This is a genomic window from Microbispora hainanensis (assembly GCF_006874475.1).
GTDB lineage: Bacteria > Actinomycetota > Actinomycetes > Streptosporangiales > Streptosporangiaceae > Microbispora > Microbispora hainanensis.
Genome location: NZ_VIRM01000009.1, coordinates 159,417 through 180,848, shown reverse-complemented (window position 1 = coordinate 180,848; position 21,432 = coordinate 159,417). Strand labels below are relative to the sequence as shown.

Genomic DNA, 21,432 nt, shown 5'->3' with positions numbered 1-21,432 from the left:
CCGGCTCGGACGGAACACGGGCGAGCCCGGCCCCCGTCTCCGGGAACCCGGCTCGTCACACCGCTGCCCCCGCCCGCTGAGCGCTGCCCGCTGAGCGCAGCCGGGCCGGGCCGGTGTTCGACCGATCCCGGCGCGGTCGGCGAGGACTAGTTCTCGGCGAGGACGATCACGGAGTCGCCCGCCGTGAAGGTCACCGGCCGGGACCGGCCCGGGTTGAGCACGACGCCGTAGTGGGGCGGCTCCCCGGACTTCGCCGCCACGCGGTAACCGATCGCGGTCTCGCCGCGCCGCAGGGCCGACTCCACGATCGTGCGGAAGGCGACGGGCTCGCCGGTCGTCACGTAGTTCTCAACGGGCCGGGGATAGACCTCAGAACCCGCGGAGTCGAAGAGGTGGCCGAAGACCTCGGCGAGGTGGGGGTTCTCGGCGAGCTGCGCGAGCAGCAGGCCGATGACGGTGTCGCTGATCACGATGTCGTCGGCCTCGGTGACCTCGGCGAGAGCCCGGTTGTTCTCGTCGTGCATCTCGCTCACGATCGAGTATTTCTCCCCGAGGGTCGCCTGCATGTCGCGTAACTGCAGCAGCGTCATCAGGGTGCGGGTGTCGGCGTGGTGCGGGTCGATCCGGTCGTCGGAGAGCACTATGACGTGCTGGTAGACGCCGACGCCGAGGGACTCCAGGGCGTATCTGTCGGTGGCGTCGCACTCCTTGACGTTCACCGTCAGGTTGCGCAGGCCCTCCAGCCCGGTGCCGGCGGCGGGGTGGTCGCCGGCGACGTCGAGCACCGATCCGGGGGTCACGTAGCCGTCGAGGTAGTGGACGATCCTCGCGGCCCGGCCGTTCCAGCCGAGCATCAGGGTCCGCTCGGGGGCCGGCGCCAGGGCCGTCGCGGGGACGATGTGCCGTTCGTCCACGGGAGCCGTTCCGTTCGCCAGGCGGATGAGCGAGTCGTCCTGGGCGAGCACGACGATCTCGTCGGACGTCCCGATCGCCGTGTCCGGCGGCGGGTTGAGCACCACACCGCCGGGCGTGCGCAGGCCGAGGACGGTCGCGGTGGCGTACGCGTCGAGGGCCTGGCCGTACGACCTGCCGGCGAGGGAGGGATCGCGGCGCAGGTAGATCTCACCGCCGTCGAAGTTCAGCAGGTCCATGCAGACGACGGACACGCCGGACTGCCGGGACGACTGCACGATCAGCCGCGCGGCGATGTCGTCGCTGTCGACCAGGTGGACGCCGGGCCCTCCGGCCAGGCGGGCGGCGGCCATGTTGCGCGAGGAGGCGATGGCGGCGACCACAGGAGGATGCTCGCCCGCCCGCTTGGCCAGCGCGAGCAGGGTCTTGATGACGTGCGCGTCCGGGTCCTCCTTCTCGGGGGACAGCACGACGATCGTCCGCGCGGTGTTCAGGCTCAGCAGGTCGAGGTCGGTCGGCTCGGTGGGCCGGCCGGTGCGGCACACCAGGCGCGTCTTGCCCGTGTCGCCCACCCGGGCCCTGATGGCGTCCTCCATGGCCGGCTTGTCCTTGTCGGCCAGGATCGCGATGACCGAGCCGTGCTGGCTGGCGTGCGCCTTCGAGAGCTCGGAGACGATCGTGTAGAGCTGCTCCGACCAGCCGAGGATGACCGTGTGGCCCCTCTCGATGACGCGCGAGCGGCCCTTGCGCAGCTCCTCGATCTTGCCGCGCAGCCCGGCGGACAGCACGCCCACGAGGATGCTGACGATGAAGATGCCGCCGAGGGACGCGGCCAGCATGAGGGCGAGGAAGGGCGCCGTGCCGGTGTCGCCCGCGACCTTGCTCGGACTCAGCGCGTGCATGAGCGACAGCCACAGCACCCCCGGCCAGCCGTCGTGCCGGAGCGCCTCGTCCGGGGTCAGCCACATCGTCAGCCCGCTGACCGCCACGATGAGTGCCAGCGAAACCAGGGCCAGCCAGCCGATGAGGGCGGCCGTGCCCCTGGCCATGGTGTTGTCGAACCAGTAACGCGCACGCTCTTTGATCGTGGCCTTCGACACCGGCATCCTTCGCTAGTGATCAGTAAACGCCAGACATAGTAGAAGCGACTAGGCTGAAACGTGTGACTGAACTGGTCCTGGCCTCGGCCTCACCCGCCCGCCTCGGTGTGCTGCAGGCGGCCGGGCTCGATCCCAAGGTGATCGTCAGCGGTGTCGACGAAGACGCGATCACGGCCGGCACCCCCGAGGAGCTGTGCCTCGAACTGGCCGTGGCCAAGGCGGACGCCGTCTCCCGGACGCTCACCGCCGGCATCGTGATCGGCTGCGACTCGGTGCTCGAACTCGACGGCGTCGCGTACGGCAAGCCGGGGACGCCGGAGGAGGCGGTGCGCCGCTGGCAGACGATGCGGGGCAGGACCGGCCGGCTGCTGACCGGGCACTGCGTGGTGGACGTCGCCGGGGGCCGGAGGGTGTCGGAGGTGGCGGCGACCGTCGTGCGGTTCGGCACGCCGTCCGACGAGGAGATCGAGGCGTACGTCGCCAGCGGCGAGCCGCTGCGCGTGGCGGGGGCGTTCACGCTCGACGGCCTGGGCGGCTGGTTCGTGGAGGGCATCGAGGGCGACCACGGCAACGTGCTCGGCATCTCGCTTCCCCTGCTCCGCCGCCTTTTCGCCGCTTTGGGCGTGCCGGTGACGACCTTGTGGCGCTAGCCTGCCCGCCATGAGTGGCATCGGGCGGCCCGCCGTACGGCGTGGCGTCGGCGGTTTCGCCGAAGGAGTCGGTTTCTGCCTGCGTGGTCTTGCCTGGGTCGCCCGGCATCCCCGCTGGTGGCTGTTCGGGCTGATCCCGGCCCTGATCGCGCTCGTGCTGTACGTCCTGGCGCTGGTCTGGCTGGGCACGCACGCCACCGACGTGGCGGCCTGGGCGACGCCGTTCGCGGACGACTGGGGCTGGCGTGACACGTTCCGCACGCTGGTCGGCTTGGTGATCTTCGTGGCGGGTCTCGCGCTCGCCGTGCTGACGTTCACCGCCGTCACGCTGGTGATCGGCGACCCCTTCTACGAGAAGCTCTCGGAGCAGGTCGAGGAGGACCTGGGCGGGCTCCCCGACGGGGGCGACCTGCCGTTCTGGGCGTCCCTGTTCCGGTCGATCCGCGACAGCCTCGTCACGCTCTGGTGGGTCCTGCTGTTCTCCGTGCCGCTGTTCGTGCTCGGTTTCGTGCCGGTTGTCGGGCAGACCGTGGTGCCCGTCGTGGGGGCGTTCGTCTCCGGGTTCTTCCTCACGGTCGAACTGACCGCCTTGGCGATGGAACGCCGGGGTCTGCGGCGCAAGGAGCGTTTCGTCCTGCTCCGTTCGCACATGTCGGCCTCGCTGGGCTTCGGCGTGCCGCTCTTCGTGGCGTTCATGGTGCCGCTCGTCATCGTGGTCGTGATGCCCGGCGCGGTCGCCGGCGCCGCCATGCTCGTCCGCATGCGGCTGGCGCCGGGGACCGTCCCGGGAAGTCACGTCCCGGGACGGCAGGCTCCGGGCGGTCAGGCCAGGGACACGAGACCTGCGTAGCCGGAGTTCCACATGTCCTCGACCCCGTCCGGCAGCAGCAGGACGCGGTCGGGGCGCAGGGCCTCCACGGCCTTCTCGTCATGGGTGACCATCACGACGGCGCCCTGATAGGAGGCGACCGCCGCCAGCACCTCGTCGCGTGACACCGGATCGAGGTTGTTGGTGGGCTCGTCGAGCAGCAGCACGTTGGCCTGCGAGCTCACCAGGGTGGCGAGCGCCAGCCGGGTCTTCTCGCCGCCCGACAGCACGCCCGCGGGCTTGCCCGCGTCGTCGCCGCCGAACAGGAACGAGCCGAGGATCCGCCGCACCTCGCCGTCGCCCAGGTGCGGCGCGGCGGCGGTGAGGTTCTCGGCGACGGTGCGGGCCGGGTCGAGAGTGTCGTGCTCCTGTGCGAAGTAGCCCAGCCGCAGACCGGGACCGTGCACCACGCGGCCCGAGTCGGGGCGTTCCCGCCCGGCCAGGATCCGCAGCAGCGTGGTCTTGCCCGCGCCGTTGAGGCCGAGCACGACGAGCCGGGCGCCCCGGTCCACGGCCAGGTCCACGCCGGTCAGCACCCGCAGGTCGCCGTACGCCTTGGTCAGGCTGATCGCCCCGAGCGGGGTGCGGCCGCAGGGGGCGGGCTCGGGCAGCCGGATGCGGGCCACCTTCTCGGCGCGGCGGCCTGGCTCCACCGCGGCCAGCATGCGGTCGGCCCGGCGTGCCATCTCCTTGGCCCGTACGGCCGTCGCCTTGCCGGCGCGCATCCTGTCGGCCTGGGCGTGCAGTGCGGCGGCCTTGCGCTCGGCGACCGCCCGTTGCCGGGCACGCCCGCGTTCGACGGCGTCGCGGTCGGCCAGATAGGTGCGCCAGCCGGTGTTGTGCACCTCCAGCGCGGCCCGGTCGGCGTCGAGGCGCCAGATCCTGTTCACGGTGTCGTCGAGCAGGGCGGTGTCGTGGCTGATCAGGACCAGCCCGCCGGTGCGGCTCGCGAGGAACGACCGCAGCCAGGCCACGGAGTCGGCGTCGAGGTGGTTGGTGGGCTCGTCGAGCAGCAGCGTGCCCTGCCCGCCGAACAGGATGCGGGCGAGCTCGACCCGGCGGCGCTGCCCGCCCGACAGGGTGCCGACCGGCTGGGTCATGACCCGGTCGGGCAGGCCGAGCCCGGCGGTGATGCGGGCGGCCTCGGCCTGCGCGGCATATCCGCCGCGGGCCTCGAACTCCGCCTCGGCCCTGACGTAGCGCCGCATCGCCCGCTCCTGCCCGGCGGGGTCGCTCATGGCGGCCTCGGCGGCGCGCAGCGCCCGCTCGGCCTCGTCGAGGCCGCGGGCCGACAGGATGCGGGCGGTGACGGACAGGGACGGATCGGCCGCCGCGGGATCCTGCGGGAGATAGCCGACCTCGCCGATGCGGGTAATGGTGCCCGCGGCCGGCTGCAGTTCGCCGGCCAGGGTCTTCAGCAGGGTGGTCTTGCCCGCACCGTTGCGGCCGACCAGGCCGACGCGGTCGCCGGGGGCGACGTGGGCGGTGACGTCCGACAGCAGGAGACGGGCGCCGACGCGCACGTCGACACCGCGAAGGGTGATCATTGGGTGACGCTCCGGAACAGCTCAAGGACACACGGGTGGCGTGAAAGCGTGTGTCGGAGCTAAGAGATCCGGGGCGTGGACATGGCGCCGAGTGTAGATCGTGCGCTTCACCCGGTTCCAGCGCTTTTCCGGGTGCCGGGTTTTCCACAGGCGGTGGGATATCCCCAGAGCGGCGTTCCGGCCGTACGGGCGGGTGGCCGCCGGGCGAGGCTTGCGGCCATGACGATCCCGAAGCTCGTGCTCTCCTCGCCGGCGGACATCCTCGCCGCCGTGCCCTACCTCGTCGGCTTCCACCCCGCCGACAGCCTCGTCGTGGCCGGTGTCGCCGGGCCGGACGTGCGGCTGACCACACGCTGGGACCTGCCGGTCGCCTCAGAGGACCTCGACCGGCTGGTCGCGCTGCTGTGCCGCGAGGCGGTGACCGCCGCCTTCGTCGTCGGGTACGGCCCGGGCGCCCTGGTGACCCCCGCCGTCGACACGGTGACCCGGCTGCTGCGTGCCGGGGGCATCCGGGTGGCCGAGAGCCTCCGGGCCGAAGACGGGCGCTACTGGTCCTATGCCTGCGGCAGCTCGAGCTGCTGTCCCGCGGAGGGCACGCCGTACGACACCGAGCGCAGCCAGGTCGCCGCCGAGGCCGTGCTCCACGGGCTGGTCGCCCTGCCCGACCGGGGCAGCCTGCGGCGCTCGGTCCAGCGGTGCGGCGGAGCGGCGATGCGGCAGGTCACCGCCCGCGTCATGGCCGAGCTGCGGGCGCTGCCCGAGCCCGGGGCACCGGACGCGGACGAAGTGGCCGCGCGATTCGTGGCCGAGGGGCTGGCGCGGGTGCGCGGGGCCGTCGGCCTCTACGGCTCGGGGCGCAGGCTGGACGACGAGGGGGCCGCCCGGCTCGGGCTCGACCTCGCCGTGGTCCGGGTGCGCGACGAGGCGTGGGCGTTGATCGACGACCGTGCCGCGCACATCGCGCTGTGGCGCGACCTCACGCGCCGGCTGGAGCCCGGCCACGTCGCGCCCGCGGCCTCACTGCTGGCGGCCGCCGCCTGGCATCGGGGGGAGTGCGCGCTCGCGGGCATGGCGCTGGAGCGGGCGCTCACCGCCGACCCCGGCTATTCGATGGCGCTCCTGCTCCGGCAGGCACTGGTGCACATGATGTCTCCCGCCATGCTGCGCGACCGCATGCCGACGCCGGAGGAGCTCGACGAGGAGATGGGTCCTCCCCGGGCGATCTGGCTCGCGCCGCTGCGCGCGCTGCTGGCCCGGGACTTACCCGGTCCGGCCTCCGCGTCGGCCTCCGCGTCGGCCTCCGCGTCGGCACCCGCATCGGCTCCGGGCGGCCGTCAGAGCGCGTCGTCTTCCTGAGCCTGCCGCCGGCGTTCGTTGTACGCGCGCATCCGGGCGGGATAACCGGTGAGCTGCACGTCGTATACGGGAAGGGCGAGATCCCTGGCGACCTTGGCGATAACCGAGGGTGCCCCGACGCGGCGGCGCGTCCACTCCCCGTCGTGAGCCACGGCCACGGCGGTGGTGTCGGTCGCGAAGGTCTCGGGCTCGACGTAGAACTCGACTCCGCGCCGGGTCTTGGCGAACTCGATGAGGGCCTCGATGTCGGCGTCGGTCGCCTCGCGGTCGAACCTGGCCACGCGGGCGCCCCGGCGGCGCCGGAGCCCGTAGCGATCTCGCCATCTCATAGTGCTTGTATACATCGCCTTGTATCACGATGGCGTTAAGCGAACGGTCTCGGGGCGATGTAGGGGATGTCCCTGATGCCGCGGGGCGCGTACGCGGAACAAGATGGAGGCAGACTCGAAGAAAGCCGAGCAGTCGATCGACGGAAGGCGATGCCGTGATGCCCGCGACAGCGACACCACCGTGGCCGGGTCGCGCCCCCATGCCGCACCCTCAGCTGCGTGTCAACAACCAGGACCGCGAACAGGTGGTCGAGCACGTCAAAGCGGCCTACGCCGAGGGCAGGCTTGACAAGCACGAGATGGACGAGCGGCTGCACCTCGCGATGACGGCGCGCACGCACGCCGATCTCCTGCCCATCATGAACGACCTGTACGGCACGCGTCCGGCGTACGTCCCCCGGCCGCCGGTCTACCAGCCCAGGGCCGCGGCTCCGGACGGGGGAGACCGGGTCGGGGCGGCGGCCTCGCACCTGTTCGGCCTGCTGGGGCTGTTCATCATCGGCCCGCTGCTGATGATGGTGACCGCGGGGCGGACGTCCCCCTACATCAGGAAGCACGCGGTGGAATCGCTCAACTTCCACCTCACCATGCTGGGCGCGACGGTCCTGCTGCCGTTCACCGTCGTGGGCCTCGTCCTGGTGCCGGTCATCTGGGTCGTCGGACTGGTGCTGTGCGTCGTCGGCGGGGTGTCGGCGCTCGCCGCCACCGAGTTCCGCTACCCGCTGACCATCCGCCTGATCAAGTAGCTCGGGAGGCCGCTGCCGGTCAGGGCATGAGCGCGCGGACCGCGGCCACGGTGTCGGCCTCCTCCGGGCGCTTGTCGGGCCGGTAGCGCAGCACCCGGGCGAACCGCAGCGCCATGCCGCCGGGGTAACGGCTCGACCGCTGCACGCCGTCGAAGGCGATCTCCACGACCAGCGCGGGCTTGAGCGTGACGACGTAGCCGTCGGCCGGTCCGTCCGCCAGCCGCAGGAACTGCTCGGTCTGCCAGGTCAGCAGCTCGTCGGTGAGACCCTTGAACGTCTTGCCGAGCATCACGAACCCGCCGCTCTCCGGGTCGTAGGCGCCGAGGTGCAGGTTGGACAGCCAGCCCCGGCGCCGGCCGTTGCCCCACTCGGCGGCCAGCACGACCAGGTCGAGGGTGTGCCGCGGCTTCACCTTGACCCAGCCGGCCCCGCGCCGGCCCGCGGCGTAGGGCGTGCGCAGCGACTTCACCACGACGCCCTCGTGGCCCCGCCGTAGGGCGTCGCGGAAGAACGCCCCGGCCTCCTCGGCGTCCGCGGTGACGAGCCGGGGGGTGATCAGCTCGGCCGGCACCGCGGCCTCCAGCGCGGCGTGCCGCTCCTCGTCCGGCAGGTCGAGCAGGTCGGCGCCGCCCACGCGCAGGGCGTCGAAGAAGAAGACGGTCAGCGGCACGGTCGCGCGCAGCGACGCCACGTCGGTCCTGCTGGCCACCCGGCCCGAGGTGACCTGGAACGGCTCGGGACGGCCGTCCGGGCGCAGCGCGATGACCTCGCCGTCGAGCACGAGATCGGTCCCGGGCAGGCCGAGCACGGCCTCGACCAGCTCGGGGACCTGCGCGGTGATGTCGTCGAGCGTGCGGGTGAAGACCGAGACGCGGTCGCCGGAGCGGTGGGCCTGGACCCGCACGCCGTCGAGCTTCCACTCGACGGCGGCGGGCGCGCCGGCCTTCTCCAGAGCGGCGGTCACGCTGGGCGCGCTCTGCGCGAGCATCGGCGCCACCGCGCGCCCGACCTCCAGATGGAACGCCTTCAGCTCCGCGACGCCGCCGCGCAGCGCGGCCGCGCCGACGGCGGGCAGCGAGCCGCGCAGGGTCAGGGCCCGGCGCACCTCGGCCGCGGGCACGTTCGCGGCCATGGCGATCGCCTCGATCATCACGCCGTTGAGCGCTCCCTGGCGCAGCTCGCCGGTCAGCAGCCGGTGCAGGAACGACTGCTCCTGCCGGGTGAGGGCGCCGAACAGCTCGCCGAGCAGCTCACGGCGCGCGGCCTGCGAACCGGTGCCCGACTGCGACTTGATGCGTTCGAGCAGCGCGTCGACCTGCGTCAGGGTCGCCGTGGCGATCTGACGCGGCTCGGGGAGGTCCGACAGGCTCCGCCAGCCCACCCCGATCTGGCGCTGTGGCAGCTCACCCGACAGGTAGGCGATGGCGATCTCGGCCTCGTCCGGTCCCACCCTGCCGAGCAGCTCGGCGAGGTGCCTGATCTTGGCGAGCCGAGCCGAGTCCGCGGCGACGGCCGCGGACGTCCGCGCAAGGTCGATCAGCAACACACCGTAATCCTGCCTCACCACAGCGCCAGGTGCCCAGGCCGGGGGGCGGCTAACTGTAGTGGCGGGTGGACGGCCACAGCTCGTGCCAGGGGCGTACGGGGTCGTGGCAGACCGTGATCGGCACGCCGTCCTCCTCGCCGGGCATCCCGCTCAGCCTGCCTCCCGGAGCACAGCGGGCGAAGGCGGTGGCGAGCTCGCCGGGCGGAAGGCCGACGGCTACGACCACCCGCGTCCCCTCCGGCGGGGGTCCCCACCACCACAGCTCGTTGTGGCCGCTGTAGACCGCCGGCAGCCCGAACTCGCCCGCGTAGCGGCGCAGCGCGCCGGCCTCGCCGTAGTTCCCCGTGAGCAGCACCGCACCGGCGCGCTCGCCGGCGGGCAGGCCGTTCACGACCCGGGCCGTCTGCGCCGCCACATCGCGCATGCCCACCGACTCACGGGCCACCTCGTTGATGGCGGCGACCGGTGTTCCGCCGAGCGACGCCGCCGGGATGACCGGCAGCGCCACGACCACCGCCACCACGGCGTCCACAGCCAGCGCCGCGACCAGCGTCCGTCTCCACCGCCATCCGGCCGCCGTGACGCAACCGGCCGCGAACAGGTAGAGCAGGAACGCGCCGGTGTAGTCGGGGCGGCCCCCCGAGAAGAGGAACAGCGCGCAGGCCACGGGGTAGGCGATGGCGAGCGAACGCACCCGGCGGTTCCGCCACAGCCGCAGCCAGCCGGCCACGCAGATCACCGCCTGCACGGGCCCGAGCAGCACGATCTGCAGGGGGACGAAGGCCGCCCGGTTGTCCGCGCCCTCGTCGGCACGCAGCGCGTCGGCCATCTGGAACTGCGGCCAGTCGTGCGTCACCTGATAGATCAGGTTGGGCGAGGCGATCACCAGGGCCAGGAGGGCGCCGGCCCACAGCCGCCTGTCCCGCAGCACCTCGCGCGGGCCCGCCGCGAGTATGCCCAGGCCGACGGTGCCCAGCAGCACCACGATCAGATCGCGGTTGTACGAAGCGATGCCGGACAGCGCTCCCGCCCAGAGCCAGTAGCGCCCGTCACCTCTGAGCAGCACCCGGAGCAGGCACAGCGTGACCGCGCTCCACAGCACGAGGTCGGGGGTGAGGGTCAGCAGCGAGTGACCGGCCAGCAGCGGCAGCACGGAGGTGGCCGTCCCGGCCGCGGCGAGGATCTGGGCCGTACGGCCGCCGCCCAGCTCCCGGGCGGCCAGCGCGACGAGCACGACGAGAGCCCCGGCGCACAGGGCGGGAACGATCCGCAGCGCGACGACCGTGTCACCGAAGGCCGTCGTGGACAGCCGGGCGATCATCGGCGTCAGCGGCGGGGTGTCGAAATATCCGAGCCGCGGCCGCTCGCCCAGCATGCGGAAGTACAGCTCGTCGCGGTGATAGCCATACCACGGGCTCACCGCGAGCAGCACGGCCACGGTCACGGCGGCGATCGCGGGAACGGCCCGGGGTGTCGCGGCGAGCGGAGCGCCCGTACGGCCGCCCCCACCGGGGGACGCCCCCTCGGTGTCGTCCTGTGCCGGCGTGCCGCCGGTCACCTTGCCGTCCGCGGTCACGCCGGTCTCCCGGAAGCCGGCGTTCGCGGGGGGCCGCCCCGCGGGCGGCCGTGAGGGGAGGAACCCCGATCGAGGGGGGTCATGGAGAGGCGGTTCGGGGGGGTATCTGCCACCCGGCCATCATCCTCGAACCGCTTCCGCTCTCCTACCCCTGAATCCGGGGACGCCGCCCTCGCCTCGGCGGGTGCGCCGGTCAGCCGACGCCGGTCAGCCGACGCCGGTCAGCCGACGCCGGTCAGGCGACCGGTCAGCCGACGCCGAGCAGGTCGACGACGAAGATGAGCGTCTCGCCGGGCTTGATGAGGGCCCCGGCCCCGCGGTTGCCGTACCCGAGGTGCGGGGGGATCGTCAGACGCCGCCGGCCGCCGACCTTCATGCCGGCCACGCCGCGGTCCCAGCCGGCGATGACCCGGCCGCCGCCGAGCGGGAACTGGAACGGCTGGCCGCGGTTCCAGGAGGCGTCGAACTCCTCACCCGTGGAGAACGCCACCCCTACGTAGTGGACGGTCACGTTCTGCCCCGGCTTGGCCTCCGGCCCGTCCCCTTCGACGAGATCGACGATCTCCAGGTCCGCGGGCGGGGCGCCCTCGGGAAAGTCGATCTCCGGCTTCTCCAGTGCCACGTGGGCCTCCTGCTTCTGTAGTGCCCCAAGCGCTTTCAGTGCCGGCGGTTCCGGCAGGCTGACGACTCTACCGGGGGCGGCCGACACGAGAACGCCTTCCCCACCCGGGGTGGGGAAGGCGTCGGAACTCCGCCGATGGCGAAGGGTCACGGGCGGCGGCCCCTCGACAGGTCCGCCCAGCCGTCGTCGCGCGTCTCCTGAGCACGCGCCTCCTGAGCACGCGACTCCTGGGCGCGGGCCTCGTCCACGCGGACCTGCTCGGTACGGGCCTCGTCCACGCGCGCCTCCACCCGGTCCTCCGCCGCCGGGTAGGCGGCGGCCTGCGGAGCGGTGTCGCCCGCGGCCGGTGACGTCGTGAGGGGTCCGGCCGTCGGCGGACGCTGGACGACGACGGTGTCGGCCGGCCGCGCACCGCCCTGCAGCAGCGCCTGGGCCTGGTCGAGCAGGGAAGAGGCCACCAGCACGTCGTAGCGCCCCGCGACGATCGAGCTCCTGGAGGAGAAGTCGCGCGTCCCGCCGGTGAAGGCGTGGCTGGTGAAGCCGAAGGCCGCGCCGGCGATGGCGCCCCAGAGGATCGACCACAGCACCAGCCCGAAGAACGAGGTCGTGGCCGAGGTGAACAGCCCGAGGAACAGGCCGACGATGAGTCCGAACACCGCGCCGGTGATCAGGCCGGACAGCGCCGCCCTGCCGTTGGTGAGCCGCCCGGTGACGGTCTCCTCCAGGCGCAGGTCGCTGCCGACGATCGCGCTGTTCTCCACCGGGAACCCGGCGTCCGACAGGGTGTCGACGGCACGCTGCGCCGCGGCGTAGTTGTCGTAACTGACCAGCAGCCGTCTGTCGGCCGCCATACTGACCGGCCCTCCGGCCGGGGAGTACTGCATGCTCGCCTCCGCGGGGTAGTGCGGTCGGTACACGAACGCACTACCCCCGGAGAGCCGGATATGCCTCTAGGGAACAGGACGAGTCACCAGCTCTGGTGCAGCGGCATGCCCTCGGTGTAGCCGGAGGCGCTCTGCACGCCGATCACCGCCCGCTCGTGGAACTCCTCCAGGGTGGCGGCGCCCGCGTAGGTGCAGGAGGAGCGCAGCCCGGCCACGATGGCGTCGATCTGGTCCTCCACGCTGGGCCGCGCCGGGTCGAGGTACATCCGCGAGGTCGAGATGCCTTCCTCGAACAGCGCCTTGCGGGCCCGCTCGAACGGCGAGTCCTCGGCGGTGCGCAGCCGTACGGCACGGGCCGAGGCCATGCCGAAGTTCTCCTTGTACTTGCGCCCGTCGGGGGCGGTGCGGGTGTCGCCCGGCGACTCGTACGTGCCGGCGAACCACGAGCCGATCATGACGTTGGAGGCACCGGCGGCGAGCGCCAGCGCGACGTCGCGGGGGTGGCGCACGCCGCCGTCGGCCCACACGTGCCGGCCCAGGCGGCGGGCCTCGGCCGAGCACTCCAGCACGGCGGAGAACTGCGGCCGCCCCACGCCGGTCATCATCCGGGTCGTGCACATGGCGCCCGGCCCCACGCCGACCTTCACGATGTCGGCACCCGCCTCCACGAGGTCGCGTACGCCCTCGGCGGTGACGACGTTGCCCGCGGCGACCGGCACCGAGGGCTTCAGCGCCCGCACGGCCCGCAGCGCCGACATCATCTTCTCCTGGTGGCCGTGCGCCGTGTCGACCACGAGCACGTCGACGCCGGCGTCGAGCAGTTCCTTGGACTTGGCGGCCACGTCGCCGTTCACCCCGACCGCCGCGGCGATCCGCAGCCGGCCGTTCGCGTCCACGGCGGGCTGATAGAGGGTGGAGCGCAGGGCCCCGGTGCGGGTGAGGATGCCGACCAGGCGGCCGTCCTCGTCCACCACGGGCGCCAGCCGGTGGCGGCCCTCGTGCAGCGCGTCGAACGCGGACTGCGGGTCGACGCCCCGCGGCAGCGTCTGCGGCGAGGCGGTCATGACCTGGGAGAGCTGGGTGAACATGTCGACACCGTGGCAGTCGGCCTCGGTCACCACGCCGACCGGGCGGTTGTCCCAGTCGACGACGATGACCGCGCCGTGCGCCCGCTTGGGCAGCAGGGTGAGCGCCTCGCCCACGGTGTCGTGAGGGGTGAGGGTGATGGCCGTGTCATGGACGAGGTCGCGGCTCTTCACCCATTCGATGACGTCGGCCACCACGTCGATCGGGATGTCCTGGGGGATGACGGCGATGCCGCCGCGCCGGGCGACGGTCTCGGCCATGCGGCGGCCTGCCACGGCCGTCATATTGGCGACGACGACGGGGATCGTCGTGCCGGTTCCGTCGCCGGCGGACAGGTCTACAGCCAGGCGCGACCCGACCGAGGAGCGGGACGGCACCATGAAGACATCGCTGTACGTGAGATCGTAGGGCGGCGTCACATCATTGAGGAATCGCACGTTTGTCCAGCCTACGTTGTGAGCGGGTCATAACCGGCATTCCCGGCCGACGCCTGAGCAGACCCGGACCCGGGATACATTGACCTCGCCTGAAAGGAGAGCACGTGATCATCGTTGACCGTCCGGAGGCGCTCGTCGTCGGCTATGCCGTGCGGACGACCAACGCGGCGGAGGCGGACCCGGCCCGCGCCCAACTGCCGGGCCTGTGGGCCCGTGCCGGAGCGCCCGGAGCCTTCGCGCACGTGCCCGGCCGGGTCGACGAGAACCTGTACGCCGTGCTCACCGACTACGAGAACGACCACAACGGCGCCTACACCCAGATCGTCGGCGTGGCCGTGCGCACGGCGGCGCGACTGCCCGAGGGCATGGTCGCCGTACGGGTGCCGGGCGTGCCGGCGCTGCTGTTCGAGGCGCGGGGACCGATGCCGGGGGCGCTCACCGAGGTCTGGCAGCAGGTGTGGAAGCACACCGAGTCGGGCGGCGCGCCGGTCCGCGCCTTCACCACCGACCTGGAGATCCACCATCCCGACGGCGTCGACCTCTTCGTGGCCACGCTGCCGTCGTTCGGCGAGCCCTCAGGGCCCCCGGCGCAGGCTCAGGCCACGCCGGCCTGAACGTCGTCACTTCGGTCACTGCTCGTCGTCCGGGTCGTCGTCGTCCGGCGGCGGGTCGGGCAGCCGCCACCCGGCGACCAGCAACGGCAGCAGGTAGTGCGTCAGCCACACCGAGATGAGGCCGAGGGCGACGGCGGCCCCCGGCACCCGGGCCGCGGGGCCGTCTCCCCACATCGCGGCGAGCACCAGGGCCGTGACGACCGTGAGGATCAGCCGCATCAGCGTGTTGGCCACCGTGTAGGCGCGCAGCCGTTCCGTGACCTGCCGCTCGTCCAGGCGGTGCTCCGGCAGCGAGGCCAGTCCGCGGGTGGCGGCGTTCAGCGCCGTCACCGCGGGCAGGTAGCACACGAGCGCGACGGCCAGCAGCACGAAGTTGACCGTCACGGCCATGTCGCTCGGCGCGATGCACCACGACACGATCGCGTCGGCCCACATCACCAGCAGGCCGGTCGCGCCCATGGCGACCAGCAGGCGGCGCCGGGCGCGGGTGCGGTACAGCGGCACGAACATCGGGTGTTCCATGCTGCGGGCGACGTGCGCGTGCCATCTCTCGCCCCAGTTCACGATGTGCTCCCGAGCTTGGGGAACGGTTTGAGGGAGAAGACGACCTCCACCGGCACCTCGAAGAACTCGGCGATCCGCAGGGCCAGGTGGAGGCTCGGGCTGTATTCCCCGCGCTCCAGGTAGCCCACCGTCTGATAGTGCACCCCGAGCGCGGCGGCCAGGTCCCGGCGAGAGACGCCGCGGTCGGCCCTCAGCACCGCGATGCGGTTGAACACCGGCTCCTCGGCCACGTCTCACCTCCGTCGGGCCCACGAGTCCGCTCACCGTCCACGGACCCGGCGCAGCAACCAGGGGGCTAGAACGATACCGCCGACGGCCCACGCGCCCAGAACGGCCGCGGCCCGGCCGAGCGGCCGGCTGTTCCCGAGCTCGGCCGCGAGGACCGAGTCGGGCAGGAACACCGCGCGCAGTCCGAGGCCCTGCCAGTAGAGCGGGAAGACCTGGGCGATGCCGCGCACCACGCCGGGCATCATCTCCAGCGGGAACATCACCCCGGAGATGAGCATCAGGAGCATCGCCGGCAGGGCGAGCATGGCCGCGGCCGCCTTCGGGCCGGACACCAGGGTGCCGATCGCCGCGCCGATGGGCACGACGGCCAGCGTGCCGAGCACCAGGACCCAGACGAGCGTCAGCCACCGCCCGGGCGTCGGCGGCGCGGCCACACCGGCGAGCGGCACGGCCGCCAGCAGGACGAGCGCGGCGTTCAGCGCGATCGTGAGCAGCGTCGTGACGGCCCGCCCGGTCAGGTAGACCCGGATGCCTCCGGGCAGCGTCCGGGCGCGCATCAGCGTGCCCTCCTCGCGATCGGCGGCGATCAGCATGGGCAGCCCCATCAGCCCGGTCGAGAACACCGCGAACGCCAGGAACCCCGGCGTCATGAACGCGGCCATGGACACGGGTGTGCCGGGCACGTTGTTGCCGCCGATGAACAGGATGAGCACCACGTAGGTGCCGACGGTCCCGGCAAGGCCGTTCAGCAGCTCCTTGCGGTCGCTCCAGATATTGAGCTGCTCGGTCCAGCCCCGCCGCAGGCCCAGAATCGTCGCGTTCATCGTGCCCCTCCCACAGCCGCCGTCTCGCGCGTTCCCCGCGCCTCCTCGATGAGATCCAGGTAGCTCTCCTCCAGGGTCGGCCGCCTGATCTCCAGCCCCGGGACCGGGCCGCCGTACCGCTGGTGCAGGTCCCAGGCCACCCCGGAGGGGTCGGCGGTCTCCAGCTCGCCGTCCGCCCAGCGGACCAGCGACGGCGCCTGTACGGCGTGCGCCAGCTCGGCCGGGCTGCCGCAGGTGACCACCCGCCCGGCCACGAGCACGGCGATCCGCCCGGACAGCCGCTCTGCCTCGGCCAGGTCGTGCGTGGTGAGCAGCACGGTCAGGCCGTCCTCGCCGGCCAGCCGCTCGATCAGCAGGTGGAACTCCCGCCGGGCCTCGGGGTCGAACCCGGTCGTGGGCTCGTCGAGGAACAGCACGTCGGGGCGGCCGACGATGCCGAGCGCGACGTCGAGCCTGCGGCGCTGGCCCCCGGACAGCACCCCCGCCCGGTTGCGCGCCGCGTCGGTCAGGCCGAGCGTGGCGAGCAGCTCGTCGACGTCGTGGGGATCGTCGTAGTGCGCCGCGACGTGCGCGAGCAGGTCGCGCACCCGCCAGCGGGGGTGATCGCGCCACGACTGCATCACCACGCCGAGCCGTGCCCGCCAGGCGTCCCCGGCGCGCGCCGGGTTCTCGCCGAGCACCTCGACCTCGCCGGACCAGCCCGTACGGAACCCTTCCAGGATCTCGACCAGGGTGGTCTTGCCGGCGCCGTTGGGCCCCAGCAGCGTGAACACCTCGCCCCTGCGCAGGTCGAGGTCGACGCCGTTCAGGACCTGAACGGGCCCGTACGCCATGCGGAGTCCGCGTACGCGGATGGCGACGTCATGCATGCGCCCTCCAATGAAGTAGCCGTGCTGTCGAATGTAGTAGTTGTACTACATTCGATTCAACACCTGCTTCATCGGAGGGCGGTCAGCGTGATCGGCTCAGGGCGTCCAGAGGGGCTCGGGGATCTCGAAGCCGACCGGCTCGCCCCACTGGTTGCGGAAGGACACCTCGTGGACGGGCCGGCGCGGGGCCACGCCCCAGCGGCCGGTCGGATAGCCGAAGGTGACGGTGCAGGCGATCTGCCAGCCCTTGCCCTCGGGAACGCCGAGGATCCGCATGGTCTCCTCGCCGTGGAACAGCCCCAGCACGGTGGTCAGCGCGCTGCCGACCCCGAACGCGCGGGCGGCGAGCTGGGCGCTCCAGACCGAGGGGTAGATGGAGCCGCCGCTGGGGTCGTTGCGGGTGAAGGCGAACAGCATCAGCGGATAGGACTCGAAGTGGTCGGCCAGGTGCTGGGCCGACCGCATGACGTTGAGCGTGCGGGTGTCGCCGGTCGCCTCGGCCCGCTCGCGCATCGGCTTGTAGTGCGTCTCGAACAGGACGCCGAGCGCCTGCCGGTAGAGCGGCCCGAGCTGCTCCTTCACCTCGGGATCGTCCACCAGCAGGAACCGCCAGCTCTGGGTGTTGCCCGGGCTGGGGGCGCGGACGGCGGCGTCCAGGATGCGTTCCTGCACCTCCGTGGGGATCGGGTCGGGCTTGACCCGCCGCATGGCGCGGGTCGTGTAGAGGGCCTCGAAAATGTCCATGTGCGGGGGGAACTCCTCGATCGTCGGGGGGAAACGGGGGGCAGGGGGGCGGGCCGGACCGGCCAGGGGGACGGTCGGCGCGAGAGCCGGTCAGGCCGGAACAGCAGGGGAGCCGGTCGGGCCGGAACGGCCGAGGGGCGGGGCCGGGGTTGGAACCCCGGAGAAGGTGGGGCGCTGCGGGAACCGGTCAGGCCAGCACGCCGGCGGCGCGCAGGGCCTTCGCCTCGTCGCCGGGCAGGCCCCAGGCGCTCAGGTCGTGCAGCCGGGTGGCCGGGGACAGGTCGCCGCGCGGAGCGCCGGCCAGCCGGGGCGCGGGCGCGGCCTGCGGCAGCCCGTCGACCTCCACGAACGTGCCGCGCGCCCGGTTGTGCGGATGCCGTACGGCCTCGCGCGGGTCGAGCACCGGGGACACGCAGGCGTCGGACCCTTCGAAGACCGCCTCCCACTCGGCCCGGGTGCGCGACCGGAAGATCTCGGTCAGCCGCTCCCTGATGGCGGGCCAGTTGGCCGGGTCGTCGCGGTCGGGCATGTCGTCGACGCCCATCCGGGCGAGCATCTCCGCCCAGAACTGCGGTTCGAGCGCGCCCACGGCGAGATGGCCGCCGTCGGCCGTCTCGTACGTGTCGTACATGGGGGCGCCGGTGTCGAGGAGGTTGGTGCCGCGCGGGCCCCAGCGACCGGAGTGCACCCCGGCGTAGAACATCGAGAACAGCAGCGCCGCGCCGTCGACCATCGCGGCGTCCACCACCCGGCCGCGTCCGGTGCGCTCGCGCTCCAGCAGCGCCAGCAGCACGCCGTACGCCAGCATGAGCCCGCCGCCGGCGAAGTCGCCGAGGATGTTGATCGGCGGGGTGGGCTTGTCGCCCGCGCGGCCCAGCATCGACAGCACCCCGGCGATCGCGATGTAGTCGATGTCGTGCCCGGCCCTGGAGGCGAGCGGGCCGTCCTGCCCCCAGCCGGTCATGCGGCCGTAGACCAGCCGCTCGTTGACCGCGTGCAGGTCGGCGGGCCCGATGCCGAGCCGTTCCGCGACTCCGGGCCGGAACACCTCGATCACCACGTCGGCCCGTTCGGCCAGCCGCTTGAAGGCGGCCACGCCCTCCGGCGACTTCAGATCGAGGCCGATCGTGCGCTTGCCGCGGTCCATGACGTCGCGGCGCGGGGTGTCGTTCACGGCCTTCACCCGGTCGACGCGCAGAACTTCGGCGCCGTGGTCGGCCAGCATCATCCCGGCGAACGGCCCGGGCGCGAGACCGGCCAGCTCAAGTACCCGGATCCCCGTCAGCGGCCCCCGCGACTCCTCCATCCGAACCCTCCTCAGAGCGACATCACTTCACGCGCTTTAGTAGAACATGTTTCTGGAGGCATGCGAGACTGCGCGCGTGACGTGGAATGTTCTCGCGCTGCCACCGCTCCCGGAGGACGCGGTGCGCGGCCTGCTCGCCGACCTCGACGGCCGTGTCGAGGTGCGCGTCCCCGCCCGCCACGACCGCGCGGCGCTGCTCGACGCACTGCCCGAGGCCGAGATCGTCGTCGGCGACTGGAGCGGTGCCCTGGCCCTCGACGCGGAGGCCGTACGGCTGGCGCCGCGCCTGGCGTTCGTGCAGCAGCCGTCGGTCGGCGTGGACGGGCACGACCTGGAGGCGCTGGCCCGCGCCGGGGTGCCCCTCGCCAACACCGCGGGGGTGAACGCCGCCGCGGTGGCCGAGTGGTGCCTGGCCGCCGCGCTGGCGCTGCTGCGCCACCTCGCGGACGGCGACCGGGCCATGCGGGCGGGGGAGTGGCCGCAGTTCGCCTACCAGCGCCGCGAGCTGTCCGGATGCCGGGTGGGAGTGATCGGCTTCGGGCCGATCGGCGCGGCCTGCGCCCGCATGTTCGGCGCGCTCGGCTGCCGGGTCTCCTACTGGTCGCGTACGCCCAAGCCGGAGACGTACGGCGCGGACTATTCGGACCTCGACGCGCTGGTGGCGGGCAGCGACGTGGTCGTCCTGGCCGTGGCGCTCGCGCCGGAGACCCTCGGGCTGATCGACGCGGCGCGGATCGCCCGTATGCCCAGGGGGTCGATGCTGGTCAACGCGGCCAGGGGCGCGGTGGTCGACAACGCGGCACTGTCAGCCGCACTGGAGTCCGGTCATCTCGCCGGAGCGGCGCTGGACGTGTACGACAGCGAGCCCCCGGCGCCGGACGACCCGCTGCGCTCCTGCCCGCAGGTCCTGCTGTCGCCGCACGCCGCCGGGGTGACGCCCGAGGCGACGATGCGGCTGATCCGGTGCGTGCTCGACAATGTCACCGCCGCGACAGAAGGCCGTCCGGTCGTCAACGTGGTCAACGGCGCCGATCCCCTGGTTCGCCGTCGCGTGCCCAGCTGATGACGATTTCCCCTGTTACGGCAGGGGCGCCGGAGGCGATGAAAAAGAGCAGGATACGATCTACGCCGACGGTGCGCCGCGGGAATTCCAGATAGTTTTCGCGGGCGTAACGTGTCTACTCTGGTCTGCGTTCCCCGTCGGGGATAGCGTGCCAAGAGCCGATCTCTACGATCCATGGGGGTGGTGTCATGCCAGAGCGCACGGCCAGTATGACCGCCCATCAGAAGGCCGTCGAGCAGATCAGGGACTCCTACGCGGCCATACCCGAGGACTCCGCTCCCCGGCTGGCCAAGGCCACGACGAACCTGTTCCGCTTCCGCGCGCCGGCCAAGACGGCGACGCTGTCCGCCCGCGATCTGGACCAGGTCATCCACGTCGACCCGGTGACCATGACCGCCGAGGTCCAGGGCATGACGACGTACGAGAACCTGGTGGACGCCACGCTTCCGTACGGGCTCATGCCCTACGTGGTGCCGCAGCTCAAGACGATCACGCTGGGCGGCGCGGTCACGGGCCTCGGCATCGAGTCGACGAGCTTCAAGGACGGTCTGCCGCACGAGTCGGTCGAGGAGCTGGAGATCCTCACCGGCGACGGGCGGATCGTGGTGGCCCGGGCCGACAACGAGCACGCGGACCTGTTCCACGCGTTCCCCAACTCCTACGGCACGCTCGGCTACGCGCTGCGGATCCGCATCAAGCTGGCCAGGGTGAAGCCGTACGTCAAGCTGACGCACATCCGCTTCAGCGACGCCGGCAAGTGCATGCTCGCCATGCAGGAGATCTGCGACAGCCGCGAGCACGACGGCGAGCAGGTCGACTTCGTCGACGGCACGTTCTTCGGCCCGGACGAGCTGTACATCACGGTGGGCTCGTTCTCCGACCGGGCGCCCTACACGTCCGACTACACCGGCATGCGGATCTACTACCAGTCGATCCGCAGCCGCGTCCGCGACTGGCTGACGGTGCGCGACTACCTGTGGCGCTGGGACACCGACTGGTTCTGGTGCTCGCGCGCCTTCGGTGTGCAGCAGCCGCTGGTCCGCTCGCTCCTGCCGCGCCGCTACCTGCGGTCGGACGTCTATCGCAAGCTCGTCGGCCTCGACCAGAGGTACGGCGTGACCGCCCGGATCGACCGCTGGCGGAACAACCCCATGCACGAGTCGGTCATCCAGGACGTCGAGGTGCCCATTGAACGGGGCGCCGAGTTCCTGGAGGTCTTCCACGACAGGGTCGGCATGACCCCGGTGTGGATGTGCCCGCTCAAGGCGACCGGCCGGTGGGCCCTCTACCCGCTGGAGCCCGGCCGCCTGTACGTGAACTTCGGTTTCTGGGGCATGGTTCCGCTGCCGCGCGGCCAGTACGACGGGTACTACAACCGGCTGATCGAGCGGGCGGTGCACTCGCTCGACGGCCACAAGTCGCTCTACTCCACCTCCTTCTACGAGCGGGAGGAGTTCTGGCGGCTTTACAACGGAGACGCCTACTGGCCGGTCAAGCGCGCCTACGACCCGGGCAGCCGGCTGCTGGACCTCTACGACAAGTGCGTCAGAGGCCGGTAGGC

The 21,432-nt window shown here is 72.3% G+C and carries 21 protein-coding genes; 7 read left to right on the top strand and 14 right to left on the bottom strand.

Going from position 1 to position 21,432, the window contains the following annotated elements; genetic code table 11:
* Positions 1–146 precede the first annotated feature (146 nt).
* The gene (locus FLX08_RS10460) at positions 147–2,012 is read right to left on the bottom strand and encodes a CASTOR/POLLUX-related putative ion channel (protein WP_142618284.1); all 1,866 of its coding nucleotides are present in this window, start codon (positions 2,010–2,012) and stop codon (positions 147–149) included.
* A gap of 62 nt (positions 2,013–2,074) precedes the next feature.
* Between FLX08_RS10460 and FLX08_RS10455 the strand changes: the two genes are divergently transcribed.
* A complete protein-coding gene (locus tag FLX08_RS10455; protein WP_142618282.1) occupies positions 2,075–2,662 on the top strand; it encodes a Maf family protein in 588 nt (195 codons plus the stop codon).
* Positions 2,663–2,672: 10 nt separating this feature from the next.
* A complete protein-coding gene (locus FLX08_RS10450) occupies positions 2,673–3,512 on the top strand; it encodes an EI24 domain-containing protein (RefSeq protein ID WP_142618280.1) in 840 nt (279 codons plus the stop codon).
* Here FLX08_RS10450 and FLX08_RS10445 read toward each other — a convergent pair.
* Complete coding sequence (locus FLX08_RS10445) at positions 3,485–5,077, bottom strand: ABC-F family ATP-binding cassette domain-containing protein (protein WP_142618278.1); 1,593 nt, start codon at positions 5,075–5,077, stop codon at positions 3,485–3,487. The two genes, FLX08_RS10450 and FLX08_RS10445, sit on opposite strands and share 28 nt — an antisense overlap.
* A 219-nt stretch (positions 5,078–5,296) precedes the next feature.
* Between FLX08_RS10445 and FLX08_RS10440 the strand changes: the two genes are divergently transcribed.
* Complete coding sequence (locus FLX08_RS10440) at positions 5,297–6,433, top strand: DUF4192 domain-containing protein (protein WP_142618276.1); 1,137 nt, start codon at positions 5,297–5,299, stop codon at positions 6,431–6,433.
* Here the strand turns inward: FLX08_RS10440 and FLX08_RS10435 are convergent.
* Complete coding sequence (locus tag FLX08_RS10435; RefSeq protein WP_142618274.1) at positions 6,412–6,762, bottom strand: hypothetical protein; 351 nt, start codon at positions 6,760–6,762, stop codon at positions 6,412–6,414. The two genes, FLX08_RS10440 and FLX08_RS10435, sit on opposite strands and share 22 nt — an antisense overlap.
* A 200-nt stretch (positions 6,763–6,962) precedes the next feature.
* Between FLX08_RS10435 and FLX08_RS10430 the strand changes: the two genes are divergently transcribed.
* A complete protein-coding gene (locus tag FLX08_RS10430; RefSeq protein ID WP_142618272.1) occupies positions 6,963–7,508 on the top strand; it encodes a DUF1707 and DUF4870 domain-containing protein in 546 nt (181 codons plus the stop codon).
* A gap of 19 nt (positions 7,509–7,527) precedes the next feature.
* On the opposite strand, the gene FLX08_RS10425 is transcribed toward FLX08_RS10430, so the two are convergent.
* The 5 genes from FLX08_RS10425 to FLX08_RS10405 form a co-directional block, all read right to left on the bottom strand.
* The gene (locus FLX08_RS10425) at positions 7,528–9,054 is read right to left on the bottom strand and encodes an ATP-dependent DNA ligase (protein WP_142618270.1); all 1,527 of its coding nucleotides are present in this window, start codon (positions 9,052–9,054) and stop codon (positions 7,528–7,530) included.
* A gap of 49 nt (positions 9,055–9,103) precedes the next feature.
* Positions 9,104–10,630 (bottom strand): glycosyltransferase family 39 protein, encoded by a 1,527-nt coding sequence (locus FLX08_RS10420; RefSeq protein ID WP_142618268.1) that lies wholly within the window; start codon positions 10,628–10,630, stop codon positions 9,104–9,106.
* 247 nt (positions 10,631–10,877) lie between these two features.
* Positions 10,878–11,252: an FKBP-type peptidyl-prolyl cis-trans isomerase gene (locus FLX08_RS10415; protein WP_079316111.1), complete on the bottom strand. Its 375-nt coding sequence runs from the start codon at positions 11,250–11,252 to the stop codon at positions 10,878–10,880.
* A 146-nt stretch (positions 11,253–11,398) separates the two neighbouring features.
* On the bottom strand, positions 11,399–12,136 hold the full coding sequence (locus tag FLX08_RS41300; RefSeq protein ID WP_208761370.1) for a YflT domain-containing protein: 738 nt from the start codon (positions 12,134–12,136) through the stop codon (positions 11,399–11,401).
* A gap of 83 nt (positions 12,137–12,219) precedes the next feature.
* Positions 12,220–13,659 carry a GuaB1 family IMP dehydrogenase-related protein gene (locus FLX08_RS10405; RefSeq protein WP_142618266.1) on the bottom strand — a complete coding sequence of 480 codons (1,440 nt, stop codon included), beginning with the start codon at positions 13,657–13,659 and terminating at the stop codon, positions 12,220–12,222.
* Between the two features lie 104 nt (positions 13,660–13,763).
* On the opposite strand from FLX08_RS10405, the gene FLX08_RS10400 reads away from it, so the two are divergent.
* A complete protein-coding gene (locus tag FLX08_RS10400) occupies positions 13,764–14,273 on the top strand; it encodes a GyrI-like domain-containing protein (RefSeq protein ID WP_142618264.1) in 510 nt (169 codons plus the stop codon).
* Between the two features lie 15 nt (positions 14,274–14,288).
* Here the strand turns inward: FLX08_RS10400 and FLX08_RS10395 are convergent, their stop codons facing one another.
* From FLX08_RS10395 to FLX08_RS10370, 6 genes are all read right to left on the bottom strand, one after another.
* On the bottom strand, positions 14,289–14,837 hold the full coding sequence (locus tag FLX08_RS10395; protein ID WP_142618262.1) for a hypothetical protein: 549 nt from the start codon (positions 14,835–14,837) through the stop codon (positions 14,289–14,291).
* Entirely contained in the window at positions 14,834–15,067 is a 234-nt protein-coding gene (locus tag FLX08_RS10390; RefSeq protein ID WP_076434397.1) for a helix-turn-helix transcriptional regulator, read from the bottom strand. Before FLX08_RS10390 ends, FLX08_RS10395 begins: the two co-directional genes overlap by 4 nt.
* A gap of 30 nt (positions 15,068–15,097) precedes the next feature.
* On the bottom strand, positions 15,098–15,889 hold the full coding sequence (locus tag FLX08_RS10385) for an ABC transporter permease (RefSeq protein WP_142618260.1): 792 nt from the start codon (positions 15,887–15,889) through the stop codon (positions 15,098–15,100).
* On the bottom strand, positions 15,886–16,758 hold the full coding sequence (locus FLX08_RS10380; RefSeq protein ID WP_142618258.1) for an ABC transporter ATP-binding protein: 873 nt from the start codon (positions 16,756–16,758) through the stop codon (positions 15,886–15,888). Before FLX08_RS10380 ends, FLX08_RS10385 begins: the two co-directional genes overlap by 4 nt.
* A 96-nt stretch (positions 16,759–16,854) precedes the next feature.
* The gene (locus tag FLX08_RS10375; RefSeq protein WP_142618235.1) at positions 16,855–17,502 is read right to left on the bottom strand and encodes a nitroreductase family protein; all 648 of its coding nucleotides are present in this window, start codon (positions 17,500–17,502) and stop codon (positions 16,855–16,857) included.
* A gap of 187 nt (positions 17,503–17,689) precedes the next feature.
* Positions 17,690–18,808, bottom strand: coding sequence for a CaiB/BaiF CoA transferase family protein (locus tag FLX08_RS10370; protein WP_142618233.1), 1,119 nt, complete (start codon positions 18,806–18,808; stop codon positions 17,690–17,692).
* Between the two features lie 76 nt (positions 18,809–18,884).
* Here FLX08_RS10370 and FLX08_RS10365 point away from each other — a divergent pair, with 76 nt between their 5' ends.
* Both FLX08_RS10365 and FLX08_RS10360 read left to right on the top strand, forming a co-directional pair.
* On the top strand, positions 18,885–19,871 hold the full coding sequence (locus FLX08_RS10365) for a 2-hydroxyacid dehydrogenase (RefSeq protein WP_142618231.1): 987 nt from the start codon (positions 18,885–18,887) through the stop codon (positions 19,869–19,871).
* A 188-nt stretch (positions 19,872–20,059) separates the two neighbouring features.
* Positions 20,060–21,430 carry an FAD-binding oxidoreductase gene (locus FLX08_RS10360; RefSeq protein WP_142618229.1) on the top strand — a complete coding sequence of 457 codons (1,371 nt, stop codon included), beginning with the start codon at positions 20,060–20,062 and terminating at the stop codon, positions 21,428–21,430.
* The last annotated feature ends 2 nt before the right edge of the window (positions 21,431–21,432 follow it).

Excerpts from the sequence above, each read along its gene's own strand:
- FLX08_RS10375 (WP_142618235.1), bottom strand. The coding sequence starts at position 17,502 with ATGGACATTTTCGAGGCCCTCTACACGACCCGCGCCATGCGGCGGGTC.
- FLX08_RS10430 (WP_142618272.1), top strand. The coding sequence starts at position 6,963 with ATGCCGCACCCTCAGCTGCGTGTCAACAACCAGGACCGCGAACAGGTG.
- FLX08_RS10360 (WP_142618229.1), top strand. The coding sequence starts at position 20,060 with ATGCCAGAGCGCACGGCCAGTATGACCGCCCATCAGAAGGCCGTCGAG.
- FLX08_RS10380 (WP_142618258.1), bottom strand. The coding sequence starts at position 16,758 with ATGCATGACGTCGCCATCCGCGTACGCGGACTCCGCATGGCGTACGGG.
- FLX08_RS10445 (WP_142618278.1), bottom strand. The coding sequence starts at position 5,077 with ATGATCACCCTTCGCGGTGTCGACGTGCGCGTCGGCGCCCGTCTCCTG.
- FLX08_RS10450 (WP_142618280.1), top strand. The coding sequence starts at position 2,673 with ATGAGTGGCATCGGGCGGCCCGCCGTACGGCGTGGCGTCGGCGGTTTC.
- FLX08_RS10385 (WP_142618260.1), bottom strand. The coding sequence starts at position 15,889 with ATGAACGCGACGATTCTGGGCCTGCGGCGGGGCTGGACCGAGCAGCTC.
- FLX08_RS41300 (WP_208761370.1), bottom strand. The coding sequence starts at position 12,136 with ATGCAGTACTCCCCGGCCGGAGGGCCGGTCAGTATGGCGGCCGACAGA.
- FLX08_RS10370 (WP_142618233.1), bottom strand. The coding sequence starts at position 18,808 with ATGGAGGAGTCGCGGGGGCCGCTGACGGGGATCCGGGTACTTGAGCTG.
- FLX08_RS10440 (WP_142618276.1), top strand. The coding sequence starts at position 5,297 with ATGACGATCCCGAAGCTCGTGCTCTCCTCGCCGGCGGACATCCTCGCC.
- FLX08_RS10435 (WP_142618274.1), bottom strand. The coding sequence starts at position 6,762 with ATGAGATGGCGAGATCGCTACGGGCTCCGGCGCCGCCGGGGCGCCCGC.